Source organism: Burkholderia sp. A2, assembly GCF_001729305.1.
Classification (GTDB): Bacteria; Pseudomonadota; Gammaproteobacteria; order Burkholderiales; family Burkholderiaceae; genus Burkholderia; species Burkholderia sola.
Genome location: NZ_LZXX01000093.1, coordinates 61,641 through 75,665, shown reverse-complemented (window position 1 = coordinate 75,665; position 14,025 = coordinate 61,641). Strand labels below are relative to the sequence as shown.

Sequence of the window (14,025 nt, the reverse complement as noted above, 5' to 3'; positions counted from 1 at the left end):
GCAACAAATGGCTGATACGTGTCAAGTGTGCCAGGTCAATCCCGCGATTACCGATGCGGTCACACAGGTCAACGTCAAGGTGGTCGCGGAAGCGCCGGCAATGGCGATGGGCTCGCTGTACCAGGCCCAGAGCCATTCGCTCAGCATCCTGTTCGAGAACGCGGTGCAGCAGCAGTCGCAGGCCGCGATCCAGTCGCAAACGTCGACGAACGTGGGGACGATGCAGCTCTACACGATCGGACCGGAAAGCGCGGGCGCGGCCGCCACGGAAATCGGCGCGAACGGGATCATTTCCATTCTGGCCGACGTGATCGCGATCGGGAAGGCCGTGACCAAGTAGTAAGGCGTCGTCGCGGCGCCGTGGTCGAGCGGCGGCGCAAGTGGCACGCGCCGCCGATACCGCCGCCGTGCCGCGGATGCGCAGCATGACCGCCGGCGCCTGATCAGCGGTGCCGCGCGGTGTTCCGGAGCAAACGACAGGGCGGGCAGCGCCGATTCGATGCGGTGCCCGTTCGCGAACCAGGAGAAATACGATGGCAAACGACGTCAACGATCCGCTTGACACGAAGGACCCCTGCAAGACCTGTGCGGTGAACGCCGCGATCACCGACGCGGTCACGCAGACCAACGTCAAGGTGGTGGGCGAAGCGCCCGCGATGGCAACGGGCTCGCTGTACCAGGCTCAGAGCCATTCGCTCAGCGTGCTGTTCGAGAACGCCGTGCAGCAGCAGTCGCAGTCCGCGGTGCAGTTGCCGACCTCGACGAACGTCGGCACGATGCAGCTGTACACGCTCGGGCCGGCGAGCGCCGGCGCCGCCGCGACCGAAATCGGCTCGAACGGCGTGCTGTCCGTGCTGGCTGACGTGCTGGCGCTCGGCAAGGCGCTGGCCGGGTAACCCTGCGTCGGCGCCGGGCGGCGGCCCCGATCCCGGTGGCTGTCGCCCGGCGCCCGACGTCGTATCGACGCCGTGACGGCGGACGTCCTGTCGCGTCTCGACGGCGCCGACCGACCCATTCATGCTTTCGCCGCGACCGCGCCGCAGCGGCGAGCCAACCAGGAGCAACGACATGCCGGAACAGGTTTCCCCTGCGATGACCGATGCAGTCACGCAAGCCAACGTCAAGGTGGTAGGCGAAGCGCCCGCCGTGGCCTTGGGCACGCTCATGCAATCGAACAGCCATGCGTCCGCGATCCTGCTTCACAACGCGGTGCAGATGCAGGCGAACCAGGCGGCGTCCAACCTCGCCGCCACGACCGTCGGCATCATGCAGCTCTATGCGGGCTCGCCCGTGGCGCAGGCCAGCGCGGCGCGGTCGGCGAACGACAGCTTCGTCTCGCAACTGGCCGCCGTCGCGCAGTTGATGAACGCCCTCGGTCACGGGCGCGGCTGACCTTCACCGCGCGCCGCGCAACGCGGCGCGCTCGACCTGCCCGCACGGCGGCGCCGCATCGCGAATGCGCTTGCCTGAACGGGCGTCAATTGGCGTCGACGATGGTCCGGAGCTGCTCCGGTTTCCGAATCGTCACGCCGTGTTCGTGTAGCCGGATCAGGCCGTCGCGCTGCATCTTCTGCAGGCTACTGTTCAGTCGCGGCCGGCTGACGTTGAGCATCGCGGCGAGAATGCTCTGGCTCTCCGGCAGCGGCACCTCGAGATCGTTCCCTTGCATGCGGTTCAGCAGATGGCGCGCGAGTCGTGCTTCGAGCCGGTACAGGCAAGCCGACTCGACGAAGTCGCTCAGCTGATGAATGTGCCGGCACAGCTGTTCGTGGATGCGCGCCATGAATTCCGCGTTGGCCTGCAACGGCGCAAAGTGCTGGCGATGCAGCAGCGAAATGCGGCAGTCGGCGCTCAACTGGGCGGTGAAGCTGCGCCGGTGCGCGAGAATCAGCGTGTTTTCGCCGATGAGGTCGCCCGGCATCGAGTGGCCGAGAATGATCTCGCGTCCGCCGGGTTCGTGCAGCGTCTTGTAGACGCGGCCGCGGTGCACGAACGCGACGAAATCCCCCGGATCGCCCTTGAAGAACAACAGGCGATTGCCGTGTTCGGGCCAGGGCGTGACGTGCCGCTCGATGTGGGCGAGCAGGCTTTCCGGCAGATCGACGAGTATCGGTATGTTGCGCAGCGTTTGAGCGTTAGCAAGGGCAGGCATGTTTTCCGCGCGAGGTTGTTGAACGATGCGGCCACCTAGCGAAAAACGCTGCCTTCGGCATTGCGTGAAAAATGAATAATGAAAGTATTGAAATAATCGGCAAGCGGTCCGGACGAGGCGGCACTTTGGCGGCAAGTGCGCTTGATCGACCGACATCGAAAGCAGCATGCCGACGCACGGACGCATCGCGGCGGTAGTCGTTCTTTTTCATCGCAATGCCGTTATTCAGTCAGGCCCGGCGGCGCACCTGAAACGACGGATCGGGCTATGCCGGTGAATTAATATTTCCGTTCATAATAATCAAGAAAATTTACCGAAGCCGATTATCGTTATATCGGTGTTACACGGGTAACAGCGTCAATCCCGGCCTCGAATCGATTCTGTGTTTTCCATAAAAAAGGAAGACACGGGATGACAACCTCGAACCAGCACGCTGCCCCGACGCCCGAGTCTCCGGCGCAGCAGCTCGACCGCACGTGGCGGGAAATGCAGGGGAAATTGCGGCGCCGCGCGCGCCTGTTGTGCAAGGGTGATGTTCACCGGGCCGACGAACTGCTTTCCGATACCGCACTCAAGGTCCACATTTACCTGCAGCGCTCGCCCGAGCGCGTCCGGAACCTGACGGGTTTCCTCTTCCTGGCGCTGAATCACGCGTTCCTCGATGGCGCGCGCCGCCGCCTGCGCGAAAGCGGCATGCTCGAATTCGATCCGGCCTGGGACGACGATCACGCCGTCGAGCTGGCCGGTCACGCGCCGTCGGTCGAGCAGCAACTGCTGCTGCGGCAACAGCTGCTGCGTCTCGAGCAGGCGCTGTCGGTGCTGTCCCCGCAGCAGCAGATGCTGTTCACGCTGAAGTTCGAGGAGGACCGGCCGTATTTCCACATCGCCGCGACGCTCGGGATCAACGAGCCGCTTGCCAGAAAGCGCGTCGAACTGCTGCGCAAGAAGTTGCGCGAGGAACTCGCGTGAGCGCGTTCACGAATGCCGGCATGCAGCGTTCCTAACGGCATGCGCGGCGTCGATGGCCTGCCGGCCCGCCGTTCCTTCAATCGCATGCCGGAGCCGAGATCCGAGGAGGCCTCGTGGCAGACAAAGTCAATGAGCAGATTACCGATGCGCTGACGCAGACCAACGTCAACGTCGTCGCGGGCTCGCCGGCCCAGGCGCTGGGCATGCTTTACCAGATGTTCAGCCAGGCCGTCGGCATCTCGGCGCAGAACATGACACAGCAGCAGGCGGCGTTGAACCAGATCTCGAACGCCGTCGTGTCGAAGGCCGTGGCGATGATCCTGTCCGTCGAGGCATCGCCGAAGCCCGCATCGGGCGGCGCGTCGCTGCCCGCGGCGGGCGGCTCGCCGACGGGTTCCACGCATTAGGACGCGACGACTATCGGGATACCTGAATCATGAACATGAAAGGTCTTTTGGGCGGACGCGGAGAAGGCGCGACGCAGGTGCCGGACGCCGCCGCGGAGGCCGCGGCCGAAGCAGCCGCGCCGGCCGAGGTCGCGCCGCACGACGCGACGCCGACACCCGGCAAGCGCGCGTGGCCGGTCAACCGGCTGCGCAGGTTCACCGATGCGCTGAAGGTGCCGGACCAGATCGCGGGGGCGGCCGGGGCCGCGCCGTCGGCGCTGAAGACGGTGCAGGCGATCAACGCGGAGGCGGCGTCCTACGCGACCACGCAGATCGCCGTCGGTCCGAACATGTTGATCACGCAGGCCGGCGGCATGGTCGCGCAGGCGGCGGCCAACTACTTCGAGGCGTCGACGTCGCTGGCGATCGCGGGCAAGAGCGTGCTGATGAAGGACCTCGCGCAGAAGACCATCGACGAGGACGTGAAAGGCATGGCGATGGATGCGGTGGGCCTGCTGTTGACGGACCTGTTCGTCGCGACCGCGGCGGTCGTCGCGGGCGCCGCGGAGGCGATCGAAGGGGAGGCGGCGAGCGTCGCGCTCGACCGGATCGACGAGAGCCTGCAGAAGTATCAGGCGCTGCTGGACAAGAAGGGCACGTAGGGCGCGGCGTCGATATGAACGTCGCGGGCCATCATGCATCGAGAACCTCGGGGCAATCGCCTGCCACGCGTGCAGCGGGCGAAACAGTCTCAATCGACACGATCCGCCGGGCCCGTCAGGCCCGATGCGGGACGTGAGCGGCGGGCGCGACGCACGTTCCGGGTTGAACACGTCGCGGCCTGCTACCGGCAGTTCTGTCTAGTCATGTGAGGAACCCATGTCCTACATCATTCAGAACGTACACGGTTCGGCGCCGCTGCGGGTTGGCGAGCGCAACTGGGGCGATGCGACGGAAATCGATTTCGGCACGATGACGAGTTGCATCGCGCTCGTCGAGCAGACGCCCGGCCAGCCGACGTTGGTGCGCGGCATCCATCTGTCGATCGTCAGCCCCGACGGCACGAAGGTCTACGATACGGCGTCGAATGTCGCCGGACAGGTCGAGACGATCATGCAGCAGAGCGGCAACATGCGGGCGTGTCTCGGGCGCATCGATGTCTGGCAGGCCAATGTGTCGCAAGAAGTGCGGGACTTCTTCGTCGCGTTGATGATGAGCCTCGGCATGACCCAATGGGTACAGGTGCCGGACGGCAACCTGCGGGTACGGCTCCACGGCGGCGTGATGCAGTATCAGAAGGGCACCGACGCGTGGACCAACGTGTAGCCTGCACGATCCATCGAAACCGGTGCCCGCGATACGCGGGCGCCGGCCTCGCCCCAGCTTTTTGCTCGTCAACGCCAACAAAAAACCTCGTTTCGCGCCACGCGGCCTGTCAGCAGAATGTCTCCATTCCAGCTCACGCGACGACACAAGCGTTGCATGAGCCGCACTTCAGAAGGAGACAGCCGTGGCAGTCGAAACAACCTCGATCGATACGCTCGTCGTCGGCGCCGGGCAGGCCGGCGTGGCGATGAGCGAGCACCTGGGCAAGCAGGGCGTGCCCCATCTCGTGCTGGAGCGCAGCCGTATCGCCGAACGCTGGCGCACCGGGCGCTGGGATTCGCTGGTCGCGAACGGCCCCGCGTGGCACGACCGCTTCCCGGGGCTCGAGTTCGACGGGCTCGACCCCGATGCGTTCGCAACGAAGGACCAGGTCGCGGACTACTTCGAAGCGTATGCCCGTCGATTCAACGCGCCGATCCGCACCGGCGTCGAAGTGAAGCATGTCGTGCGCAACACGGGCAAGCCGGGCTTCGTCGTCGAGACGTCCGACGGCACGATCGAGGCGAACCGCGTGGTGGTCGCGACGGGCCCGTTCCAGCGCCCCGTGATTCCGCCGATCGCGCCGGATGACGCGCGCGTCGTGCAGATCCATTCCGCCGACTATCGCAACCCGGGCCAGCTCCCGGCAGGCGCGGTGCTGGTGGTCGGCGCCGGTTCGTCGGGCGTGCAGATCGCCGACGAGCTGCAGCGCGCGGGCCGGCAAGTCTACCTGTCGGTCGGGCCGCACGATCGTCCGCCGCGAGCATATCGCGGCCGCGACTTCTGCTGGTGGCTCGGCGTGCTCGGCGAATGGGACAAGGAAGTCGCGACGCCCGGCCGCGAACACGTGACGATCGCGGTGAGCGGCGCGCGCGGCGGCCATACGGTCGATTTCCGCGCACTCGCGAACCAGGGCGTGACGCTGGTCGGGCTGACGAAGTCGTTCGACGGCGGCGTGGCCGTGTTCGAACCCGATCTCGCGATCAATCTCGCGCGCGGCGACGAGAACTACCTGTCGCTGCTCGACGCGGCCGACGCGTATGCGGCGCGCAACGGCCTCGACCTGCCGGAAGAGCCGGACGCCCGGCGCATCCTGCCGGACCCCGGCTGTGTCGCGCATCCGATCCTCTCGCTCGATCTCGCCGGCGCGGGCGTCGCGTCGATCGTCTGGGCGACCGGCTATGCGGTCGACTACGGCTGGCTGAACGTCGACGCGTTCGCGTCGAACGGCAAGCCGCAACACCAGCGCGGCGTATCGAAGGAGCCGGGCATCTACTTCCTCGGGCTGCCGTGGCTGTCGCGGCGCGGCTCCAGCTTCATCTGGGGCGTGTGGCACGACGCGAAGCACATTGCCGATCACATCGTCACGCAGCGCAAGTACCTCGCGTACCACGACGCGGCGCAGCACCGCGCGGCCGCGCAGGCGGTGCAGCCGGACGCGCGCCCGCTCGCCGAAGCGGCGAACTGACAACCTGACGACCCCGCCGCGCCCCTTCCCGCGCGGCGGGCGACCACACCGACACTCGAAGGACCTCGATGAGCCAGCCTACCCATACGCGTATCCGCATGTTCAACACGAAGGATACCTACCCGAACCAGACGCTCGACAACGACCTGTGCCAGGCGGTGCGGGCCGGCAACACCGTCTACGTGCGCGGCCAGGTCGGCACCGATTTCGACGGCAACCTGATCGGCCTCGGCGACCCGCGCGCGCAGGCCGAGCAGGCGATGAAGAACGTCAAGCAGTTGCTCGAGGAAGCCGGCAGCGACATCACCCACATCGTGAAGACGACGACCTACCTGATCGATCCGCGTTATCGCGAACCCGTGTACCAGGAGGTCGGCAAGTGGCTGAAGGGCGTCTATCCGATCTCGACGGGACTCGTCGTTTCCGCGCTCGGCCAGCCGCAGTGGCTGATGGAGATCGACGTGATCGCGGTGATCCCCGACAACTGGCAGCCGAACCGCGCACGGGAGGCGACATGACGTTCTCCATCGTCGGGCGCTGCCCGGAGACGGGGCAGCTCGGGATCGCGATCAGCTCGTCGAGCATCGCGGTGGGCGCGCGCTGCCCGTGGGTGCGTGCGGGCGTCGGCGCCGTGTCGACGCAGAACATCACGCTGCCGGCGCTTGGGCCCCAGATCCTTGACCTGATCGAGCACGACCAACTCGCGCCGGCGGCGGCACTCGACCGGGCGTTGAGCGCGAACGGCTGGAGCCAGTACCGGCAGGTCACGGTGATCGACGGGCAGGGGCAGACCGCATGCTTCACCGGCAAGGAGGCGCTCGGCACGCATCGCGCGGTGCGGGGCGAGCAGTGCGTGGCGGCGGGCAACCTGCTGGCCGCGCCGGCCGTGATCGACGCGATGGTGCGGGCCTTCGAGCACGCGCCGGGGTTGCTCGCCGATCGCCTGCTGGCCGCGATGCACGCGGCGATGGCGGCCGGCGGCGAGGCCGGGCCCGTGCATTCGGCCGCGCTGAAGGTGACGGGCGACGTGACCTGGCCGATCGTCGACCTGCGAGTCGACTGGGCCGATACCGATCCGGTCAGGCAGCTCGACGCGCTGTGGCGCGCGTATCGGCCGCAGATGCAGGATTACCAGACGCGCGCGCTGAACCCGACCGCCGCACCGCGTTACGGCGTGCCCGGCGATGAGTGATCCGTCGAGCCGCGCGTTGCTCGAACGGCTGATCGGCTTCGCGACGGTCAGTCGCGATTCGAACCTCGAGCTGATCGGTTTCATCCGCAACTATCTCGCGGGTTTCGGGGTGGAGAGCGAACTGTTCTACAACGCGGAACGCACGAAGGCGAGCCTGTACGCGACGATCGGCCCGCGCGATCGCGGCGGCGTCGCGCTGTCGGGCCATACCGACGTGGTGCCGGTCGACGGGCAGGCATGGACGGTCGAACCGTTCCGGCTGACCGAGCACGACGGTCGCCTGTACGGCCGCGGCACGGCCGACATGAAGGGCTTCATCGCATCGGTGCTCGCGGCCGTTCCGGCGTTCGTCGCGCGGCCGCTGAGCGTGCCCGTGCATCTCGCGTTCTCGTACGACGAGGAAGTCGGTTGTCTCGGCGTGCGGCCGATGCTCGAACAACTGGCCGCGCGCGAACATCGTCCGCGGCTGTGCGTGATCGGCGAGCCGACCGAACTGAAGCCGGTGCTCGGTCACAAGGGCAAGCTCGCGATGCGTTGCCACGTGAAAGGCGCCGCGTGTCACTCCGCTTACGCGCCATCGGGCGTCAACGCGATCGACTATGCGGCGAAGCTGATCGGCCGGCTCGGCGAGATCGGCGCGGCGCTCGCTCGCCCCGAGCGGCACGACAGTCGCTTCGACCCGCCGTTCTCGACCGTGCAGACGGGATTGATCAAGGGCGGCCGCGCGCTGAACATCGTGCCGGCCGAATGCGAGTTCGATTTCGAGGTGCGTGCGCTGCCGGATTTCGATGCGCACGACGTGCCGAGAAAGCTGCAGGACTATGCGGAATCCGAACTGCTGCCGAGAATGCGCGCGGTGCAGCCCGATACCGACATTCAACTGAAACCGCTCGGCGCGTATCCGGGGCTGGCGACCGCGCCGGACAGCGAGGCCGCGCGGCTGGTCGCTTGGCTGAGCGGGTCCGACGCGTTCGGCACGGTGGCGTTCGGCACCGAGGGCGGGCTGTTCGGGCAGGCCGGTATTCCGACCGTCGTGTGCGGGCCCGGCAGCATGGACCAGGGGCACAAGCCCGACGAGTTCGTCACGCTCGAACAACTGCACGGATGCGACGCGATGCTGGGCCGCCTCGCCGCGTACCTTGCTTCCGCCGCCTGAACGGGCGGCCGGCACGCACGCGCCGCATCCGGCGGCGCGTGCGATGTCCCATTCCCTGTCGCGACCTCAGCGACCTCATCGCGCCGCTTCGGCGACGATCTGCGCGAGCCGCTCGCGGCAGAAATCGACGAACGACTGCGCCTGTTTCGTGAGCTGCCCGCGCTTCAGCCGCGCGCTCACGAGCCCGGACGGGCTGACCGTTTCACTGAGGCCGATCGTCACGACGCGCTGGCCGTCGTACGTATAGTCGGAATGCGGGCGCGTGACGAGCAGCGAGAAACCGAAGCCCTGGCCGACCATCCCGCGCACCATCTCGATCGACGGCGAGCCGAACACGATGTTCGGCGTGAGCCCGAGTTCGTGAAACAGGCTGACGAAATACGTGCGGCTCGGCTGCACGTCGAGCAGGATCATCGGCTCGACGCACAGATCGCGCAGCGACACGTGCGACTGCGCGGCGAACCGGTGGTGCTCCGGCAGCAGCACGTACGGCTGCTGCGGCGGCATCAGCGGCTCGGTTTCGATCGTGCCGTCGAGATCGTGGTCGTACATCAGCGCGAGATCGAACGTGCCGGACGTCAGCCCCTGCACGAGTTCCTGCTGGTCGCCGTCGCGCAGCCGGATGTTCACGCCCGGGTAGCGCTCGCGAAAACCCGCGATCAGCTGCGGCAGATAGAGCGGCGCGACCGTCTCGAAACAGCCGATGTCGATCTGCCCGGCGATCACGTCGTTGTCGGCGAGCGCGTTCTGTTCGAACTCGTGCGCGATGCGCAGCAGTTCCTGCGCTTTCCGGTAGAAGCGCGTGCCGCTCGGCGTCAGCGACACGCCTTGCGCGTGGTGACGAATGAACAGCTTCACGCCGAAGCTCTCTTCCAGCCCCTTGATCGCGCTGGAAATCGACGGCTGCGCGATGAAGAGCTGACGCGATGCCTCGGCGACGCTGCCGGATTCGACCGTCGTGATGAAGTATTTCAGTTGCCGCAAAGTGTAGTGAGCCACAAGCACCTCTGACGCCCGCCCCGGCGTGTCGCCGCGGGCGCATGCGCGTTCCATATGGAAACAGACCCTGGCACCTTACCTGAAGTCGATCGGCGCCGAAATTTCCGCTGCAGAGCTTTTTCGTATGTCGCGGAAATATTTTTAGTATTTTCCGGTCGCAATGCACGTGGCGCACCATCCTCTCCAACCTGGATCGCGACGGGGCCGCGTGCGCGCCGGCGGGACATGTCATCCGTCCCCGCTTGCAGCGCACGCGTGGCTTCGTTCGGCACCGCCGAGCGTGCACGCGGCGCGGCGTCGCTCGCGCATCCGGACCGATGGCCGGCGCGCACCCCCACGCGCACCGGCGTGAACGGCACGCGCGCATCGCCGCGCAGGACAGGAGACTTCACCATGACGAACGCGGAACGCAATGCGTCCCCGATGATAGAGAAGCACACGATCGGCTATGTGCCGCCCGCGGAACGCCACGGCAAGGTGCGCGACCTGTTCACGCTCTGGTTCGGCGGCAACATCGCGCCGCTGCCGATCGTGACCGGCGCGCTCGGCGTGCAGATGTTTCACCTGAACCTGATGTGGGGCATCGTCGCGATCGTCGTCGGCCAGGCGGTCGGCGGCGTGCTGATGGCGCTGCATTCGGCGCAGGGGCCGCAGATGGGTATCCCGCAGATGATCCAGAGCCGCGCGCAGTTCGGCTCGTGGGGTGCACTGCTCGTCACGCTGATCGCGGCCGTGATGTACGTCGGCTTCTTCGCGTCGAACATCGTGCTCGCCGGCAAGTCGGTGCACGGCATCGCGTCGTCGGTGCCGGTCCCCGTGGGCATCGTGATCGGCGCGGTGGGCTCCGGGCTGATCGGGATCGTCGGCTACCGGTTCATCCACATCCTGAACCGTATCGGCACGTGGGTGCTCGGCATCGGCATTGCCGTCGGCTTCTGGATGATCCTGTCGCACGTGAACACCGCCGATTTCCTGACGCGCGGCGGCTTCGACTTCGCGGGCTGGCTCGCGACGGTATCGCTGTCGGCGCTGTGGCAGATCGCGTTCGCGCCGTACGTGTCGGACTATTCGCGCTATCTGCCGGAGAACGTCGGCGTCGCGTCGACGTTCTGGGCGACCTACCTCGGCTGCACGATCGGCTCGACGCTCGCGTTCATCTTCGGCGCGGTGGCCGTGCTCGCGGTGCCGGCCGGCGCGGACACGATGGACGCGGTCAAGCAGGCGACCGGCCCGCTCGGCCCGCTGATGCTGGTGCTGTTCCTGCTGAGCGTGATCAGCCACAACGCGCTGAACCTGTACGGCGCGGTGCTCGCGGTGATCACGTCGGTGCAGACGTTCGCGTACAAGTGGATTCCGACCGCGAAGGCGCGCGCGATCGTGTCGGTCGTGATCTTCGTTGCGTGCTGCTACGCGGCGATCGGCGCGTCGACGAACTTCGTCGGCAACCTCGTCGACCTGGTGCTCGCGCTGCTGGTCGTGCTGGTGCCGTGGACGGCGATCAACCTGATCGACTTCTACGTGATCCACAAGGGCAAGTACGACATCCAGTCGATCTTCATGGCGGACGGCGGAATCTACGGCCGCTTCAATCCGCAGGCGCTGCTCGCGTATGCGATCGGCATCGTCGTGCAGATTCCGTTCATGAACACGCCGATGTATGCGGGTCCGATTCCCGCGCATCTGGGCGGCGCGGATTTGTCGTGGCTCGTGGGCCTGCTGCTGACGTCGCCGCTGTACTACTGGCTCGCGACGCGCGACAGCGCGTATCGGCGCCGGCAGGGCGGCGCGCACCTGCCGCCGACGGCGGTGCGGTAAGCGTGGCGTCGTTCGACGCGATCCAATGGAACGGCCGCCGCATCGGTGGCGATGCGGCGGCCGCGAGCGGCAAGCGCAGGGCGGCAGGCGGGGCGAAGGGGGCGGCGTGTGCCGCGACCCTTGCCCGCCCGCGGATCAGACCACCGCCGAGCGCGCGACGCGCACCGGCACCGACTTGTACGACGGCGTGCCGCTTTCCTTGTCGATGTAGTCGAGCGGCACGAGCACGTTCGCTTCCGGATAGTACGCGCCGACCGAGCCCGGCGCGATGTCGTACTCGATCGCGGTGATCTTCTCGAGGCGCAGCGTGCGGCCCGACGCGGTGACCGTTTCGATGTCGACGAGGTCGCCGTGCTCGAGCCCGTACTTGTCGAGATCGGCCGCGTTCATGAACAGCACGTCGCGCCGGCCGAACACGCCGCGATAGCGATCGTCGAGCCCGTAGATCGTCGTGTTGTACTGATCGTGGCTGCGCAGCGTGATCAGCCGCAGCACCTGCTCGGCGCCGAGCACGTCCGCGTCCTCCTTCACGCCCTTGTAGACCGAGAACATCGCCTTGCCGGTCGGCGTCGGCCACACGCGCTCGGTGGGCGGCAGCGGCAGGCGGAAGCCGCCCGGCGTGCGAATCCGCTCGTTGAACGCGTCGAAGCCGGCTACCGTCTTGTCGATCAGGTCGCGGATGCGGTCGTAGTCGGCGATCAGGTCGAGCCACGCGACCTTGCTGTCCGGCAGTGTCGCATGCGCGATGCCGGCGACGATCGCGGGCTCCGAGCGCAACTGGTCCGACGCCGGCTTCAGCTTGCCGGCCGACGCATGGACCATCGACATCGAATCCTCGACGGTGATCGATTGCCGGCCGGTGGCCTGCATGTCGAGCTCGGTGCGGCCGAGCACGGGCAGGATGAAGGTTTCCTTGCCGACCAGCAGGTGCGAACGGTTCAGCTTCGTGCCGAGATGCACGCTCAGGTCGAGCTTCGCCATCGCCGGGAACGACAGCTCGGGATCGGGCAGCGCGACCGCGAAGTTGCCGCCGAGGCACAGCAGCGCCTTCGCGGTGCCGTCGATCATCGCCTGCATCGCCTGCACCGCGTCGTGCCCATGCTTCGCGGGCGGCGTGAAGCCGCACACGTCCTCGATCTTCTTCAGGAATTCGGCCGACGGCTTCTCGGTGATGCCGACCGTGCGGTTGCCCTGCACGTTCGAATGGCCGCGCAGCGGGCACACGCCGGCGCCGGGCTTGCCGATGTTGCCGCGCATCAGCAGCAGGTCGGCGATCAGGCGAACGGTCGCCGTACCCTTGTTGTGCTGCGTGACGCCCATTCCGTACGTGACGATCGTCGCGTTCGACTTCGCGTACGCGAGCGCGACCTCTTCGAGCTGCGTTTGGCTGAGGCCGCTCGCGCGCTCGATGTCGTCCCACGACGTGGCTTCGAGGTCGGCCGAGAACGCGTCGAAGCCGTCGGTGTGCTGCGCGATGAAATCGCGGTCGAGCACGTCGCCGCGTTCGGCTTCGAGCTTCAGCAGCGCCTTCATGATGCCCTTCAGCGCGGCCGCGTCGCCGCCCGCGTCGACCTGGTAGTACGTCGACGCGATCCGCGTCGAGCCGAACGACGCCATCTCGATCATGTCCTGCGGATCAGCGAAGCGTTCGAGCGCGCGTTCGCGCAGCGGGTTGAACACGATGATCGGCACGTTCCGGCGCGAACACTCGTGCAGCGTGCCCATCATCCGCGGATGGTTCGTGCCGGGGTTGTGGCCGATCGAGATGATCAGCTCGCAGTGGTCGAAATCCTCGAGCGACACGGTACCCTTGCCGATGCCGATCGACTGCGGGAGGCCGACGCTGGTCGGCTCGTGGCACATGTTCGAGCAGTCGGGGAAGTTGTTGGTGCCGAGCTCGCGCGCGAACAGCTGATACAGGTACGCGGCTTCGTTGGACGCGCGGCCCGACGTGTAGAACTCGACTTGCTCGGGCGGCAGCGCGCGCAGCACTTCGCCGATGCGCGCGAAGGCGTCGTCCCATTCGATCGCGCGGAACGTGTCGGTCGCGCGGTCGTAGACGAGCGGATGCGTGAGCCGGCCCATGTTCTCCAGTTCGTAGTCCGACATGCGCAGCAGCGACGACACGGTGTTCGCCGCGAAGAATTCCGGCGTCACGCGCTTGGTCGTCGCTTCCCACGTGACGGCCTTCGCGCCGTTCTCGCAGAACTGGAACGTCGACTTGTGTTCCTTGTCGGGCCACGCGCAGCCGGGGCAGTCGAAGCCGTCGGGCTGGTTGGTTCGCATCAGCACGATCGGCGCCTCGATGGTTTCCATCTGCGACCGCACCGCGTCGGCTGTCGCGCGAAGCGCGCCCCAACCGCCAGCGGGCCCGTCGTATTTCCTGATGCCTGGCACTTCGCGTCGATTTGTCATGTGAATCTCCAATAGCCGGGCCCGGTGCGGGTGGCTCGGTTGCGCCGTGTCGCGGCGTGGGGCGGCTCCGTCCGCGGACGGAGCCGGTCATGCGCGCCCCGGGTTGCG

General features: G+C 67.0%; 15 protein-coding genes. 12 read left to right on the top strand and 3 right to left on the bottom strand.

The window, feature by feature from the left end; genetic code table 11:
• The first annotated feature begins 7 nt into the window (after positions 1-7).
• From A9Z05_RS17060 to A9Z05_RS17050, 3 genes are all read left to right on the top strand, one after another.
• Positions 8-340, top strand: coding sequence for a RebB family R body protein (locus tag A9Z05_RS17060; RefSeq protein ID WP_069619142.1), 333 nt, complete (start codon positions 8-10; stop codon positions 338-340).
• 193 nt (positions 341-533) lie between these two features.
• Complete coding sequence (locus tag A9Z05_RS17055; protein WP_069619141.1) at positions 534-896, top strand: RebB family R body protein; 363 nt, start codon at positions 534-536, stop codon at positions 894-896.
• 172 nt (positions 897-1,068) lie between these two features.
• On the top strand, positions 1,069-1,392 hold the full coding sequence (locus tag A9Z05_RS17050) for a RebB family R body protein (RefSeq protein ID WP_069619140.1): 324 nt from the start codon (positions 1,069-1,071) through the stop codon (positions 1,390-1,392).
• 85 nt (positions 1,393-1,477) lie between these two features.
• Here A9Z05_RS17050 and A9Z05_RS17045 read toward each other — a convergent pair whose 3' ends face one another.
• Positions 1,478-2,320, bottom strand: coding sequence for a Crp/Fnr family transcriptional regulator (locus A9Z05_RS17045; protein WP_256122011.1), 843 nt, complete (start codon positions 2,318-2,320; stop codon positions 1,478-1,480).
• A gap of 243 nt (positions 2,321-2,563) precedes the next feature.
• Here A9Z05_RS17045 and A9Z05_RS17040 point away from each other — a divergent pair, with 243 nt between their 5' ends.
• The 8 genes from A9Z05_RS17040 to argE all read left to right on the top strand — a co-directional run bounded on the left by A9Z05_RS17040 (position 2,564) and on the right by argE (position 8,688).
• Positions 2,564-3,121 (top strand): RNA polymerase sigma factor, encoded by a 558-nt coding sequence (locus tag A9Z05_RS17040; protein ID WP_069619138.1) that lies wholly within the window; start codon positions 2,564-2,566, stop codon positions 3,119-3,121.
• 113 nt (positions 3,122-3,234) lie between these two features.
• Positions 3,235-3,528, top strand: coding sequence for a RebB family R body protein (locus A9Z05_RS17035; RefSeq protein ID WP_050014033.1), 294 nt, complete (start codon positions 3,235-3,237; stop codon positions 3,526-3,528).
• Between the two features lie 35 nt (positions 3,529-3,563).
• Positions 3,564-4,169: a hypothetical protein gene (locus tag A9Z05_RS17030; RefSeq protein ID WP_256122010.1), complete on the top strand. Its 606-nt coding sequence runs from the start codon at positions 3,564-3,566 to the stop codon at positions 4,167-4,169.
• Between the two features lie 217 nt (positions 4,170-4,386).
• Positions 4,387-4,833 (top strand): hypothetical protein, encoded by a 447-nt coding sequence (locus tag A9Z05_RS17025; protein WP_069619136.1) that lies wholly within the window; start codon positions 4,387-4,389, stop codon positions 4,831-4,833.
• Positions 4,834-5,017: 184 nt separating this feature from the next.
• Positions 5,018-6,340, top strand: coding sequence for an NAD(P)/FAD-dependent oxidoreductase (locus tag A9Z05_RS17020; RefSeq protein WP_069619135.1), 1,323 nt, complete (start codon positions 5,018-5,020; stop codon positions 6,338-6,340).
• A 68-nt stretch (positions 6,341-6,408) separates the two neighbouring features.
• Positions 6,409-6,858 carry a RidA family protein gene (locus A9Z05_RS17015; RefSeq protein WP_050014029.1) on the top strand — a complete coding sequence of 150 codons (450 nt, stop codon included), beginning with the start codon at positions 6,409-6,411 and terminating at the stop codon, positions 6,856-6,858.
• Positions 6,855-7,532 carry a DUF1028 domain-containing protein gene (locus A9Z05_RS17010; RefSeq protein ID WP_069619134.1) on the top strand — a complete coding sequence of 226 codons (678 nt, stop codon included), beginning with the start codon at positions 6,855-6,857 and terminating at the stop codon, positions 7,530-7,532. The genes A9Z05_RS17015 and A9Z05_RS17010 overlap by 4 nt, the downstream gene beginning before the upstream one ends.
• Entirely contained in the window at positions 7,525-8,688 is a 1,164-nt protein-coding gene (gene argE, locus A9Z05_RS17005) for an acetylornithine deacetylase (protein ID WP_069619133.1), read from the top strand. The genes A9Z05_RS17010 and argE overlap by 8 nt, the downstream gene beginning before the upstream one ends.
• 75 nt (positions 8,689-8,763) lie before the next feature.
• On the opposite strand, the gene A9Z05_RS17000 is transcribed toward argE, so the two are convergent.
• Positions 8,764-9,687, bottom strand: a complete 924-nt coding sequence (locus A9Z05_RS17000; protein ID WP_069619213.1) for a LysR substrate-binding domain-containing protein — start codon at positions 9,685-9,687, stop codon at positions 8,764-8,766.
• A 393-nt stretch (positions 9,688-10,080) separates the two neighbouring features.
• Here A9Z05_RS17000 and A9Z05_RS16995 point away from each other — a divergent pair, with 393 nt between their 5' ends.
• Entirely contained in the window at positions 10,081-11,502 is a 1,422-nt protein-coding gene (locus A9Z05_RS16995) for a cytosine permease (protein ID WP_069619212.1), read from the top strand.
• 135 nt (positions 11,503-11,637) lie between these two features.
• Here A9Z05_RS16995 and A9Z05_RS16990 read toward each other — a convergent pair whose 3' ends face one another.
• Entirely contained in the window at positions 11,638-13,917 is a 2,280-nt protein-coding gene (locus A9Z05_RS16990; protein WP_069619132.1) for an FdhF/YdeP family oxidoreductase, read from the bottom strand.
• Positions 13,918-14,025: the final 108 nt, after the last annotated feature.

Excerpts from the sequence above, each read along its gene's own strand:
- A9Z05_RS17040 (WP_069619138.1), top strand. The coding sequence starts at position 2,564 with ATGACAACCTCGAACCAGCACGCTGCCCCGACGCCCGAGTCTCCGGCG.
- A9Z05_RS17060 (WP_069619142.1), top strand. The coding sequence starts at position 8 with ATGGCTGATACGTGTCAAGTGTGCCAGGTCAATCCCGCGATTACCGAT.
- A9Z05_RS17055 (WP_069619141.1), top strand. The coding sequence starts at position 534 with ATGGCAAACGACGTCAACGATCCGCTTGACACGAAGGACCCCTGCAAG.
- A9Z05_RS17025 (WP_069619136.1), top strand. The coding sequence starts at position 4,387 with ATGTCCTACATCATTCAGAACGTACACGGTTCGGCGCCGCTGCGGGTT.
- argE (WP_069619133.1), top strand. The coding sequence starts at position 7,525 with ATGAGTGATCCGTCGAGCCGCGCGTTGCTCGAACGGCTGATCGGCTTC.
- A9Z05_RS16990 (WP_069619132.1), bottom strand. The coding sequence starts at position 13,917 with ATGACAAATCGACGCGAAGTGCCAGGCATCAGGAAATACGACGGGCCC.
- A9Z05_RS17050 (WP_069619140.1), top strand. The coding sequence starts at position 1,069 with ATGCCGGAACAGGTTTCCCCTGCGATGACCGATGCAGTCACGCAAGCC.
- A9Z05_RS16995 (WP_069619212.1), top strand. The coding sequence starts at position 10,081 with ATGACGAACGCGGAACGCAATGCGTCCCCGATGATAGAGAAGCACACG.
- A9Z05_RS17010 (WP_069619134.1), top strand. The coding sequence starts at position 6,855 with ATGACGTTCTCCATCGTCGGGCGCTGCCCGGAGACGGGGCAGCTCGGG.
- A9Z05_RS17045 (WP_256122011.1), bottom strand. The coding sequence starts at position 2,320 with ATGCTGCTTTCGATGTCGGTCGATCAAGCGCACTTGCCGCCAAAGTGC.
- A9Z05_RS17030 (WP_256122010.1), top strand. The coding sequence starts at position 3,564 with ATGAAAGGTCTTTTGGGCGGACGCGGAGAAGGCGCGACGCAGGTGCCG.
- A9Z05_RS17015 (WP_050014029.1), top strand. The coding sequence starts at position 6,409 with ATGAGCCAGCCTACCCATACGCGTATCCGCATGTTCAACACGAAGGAT.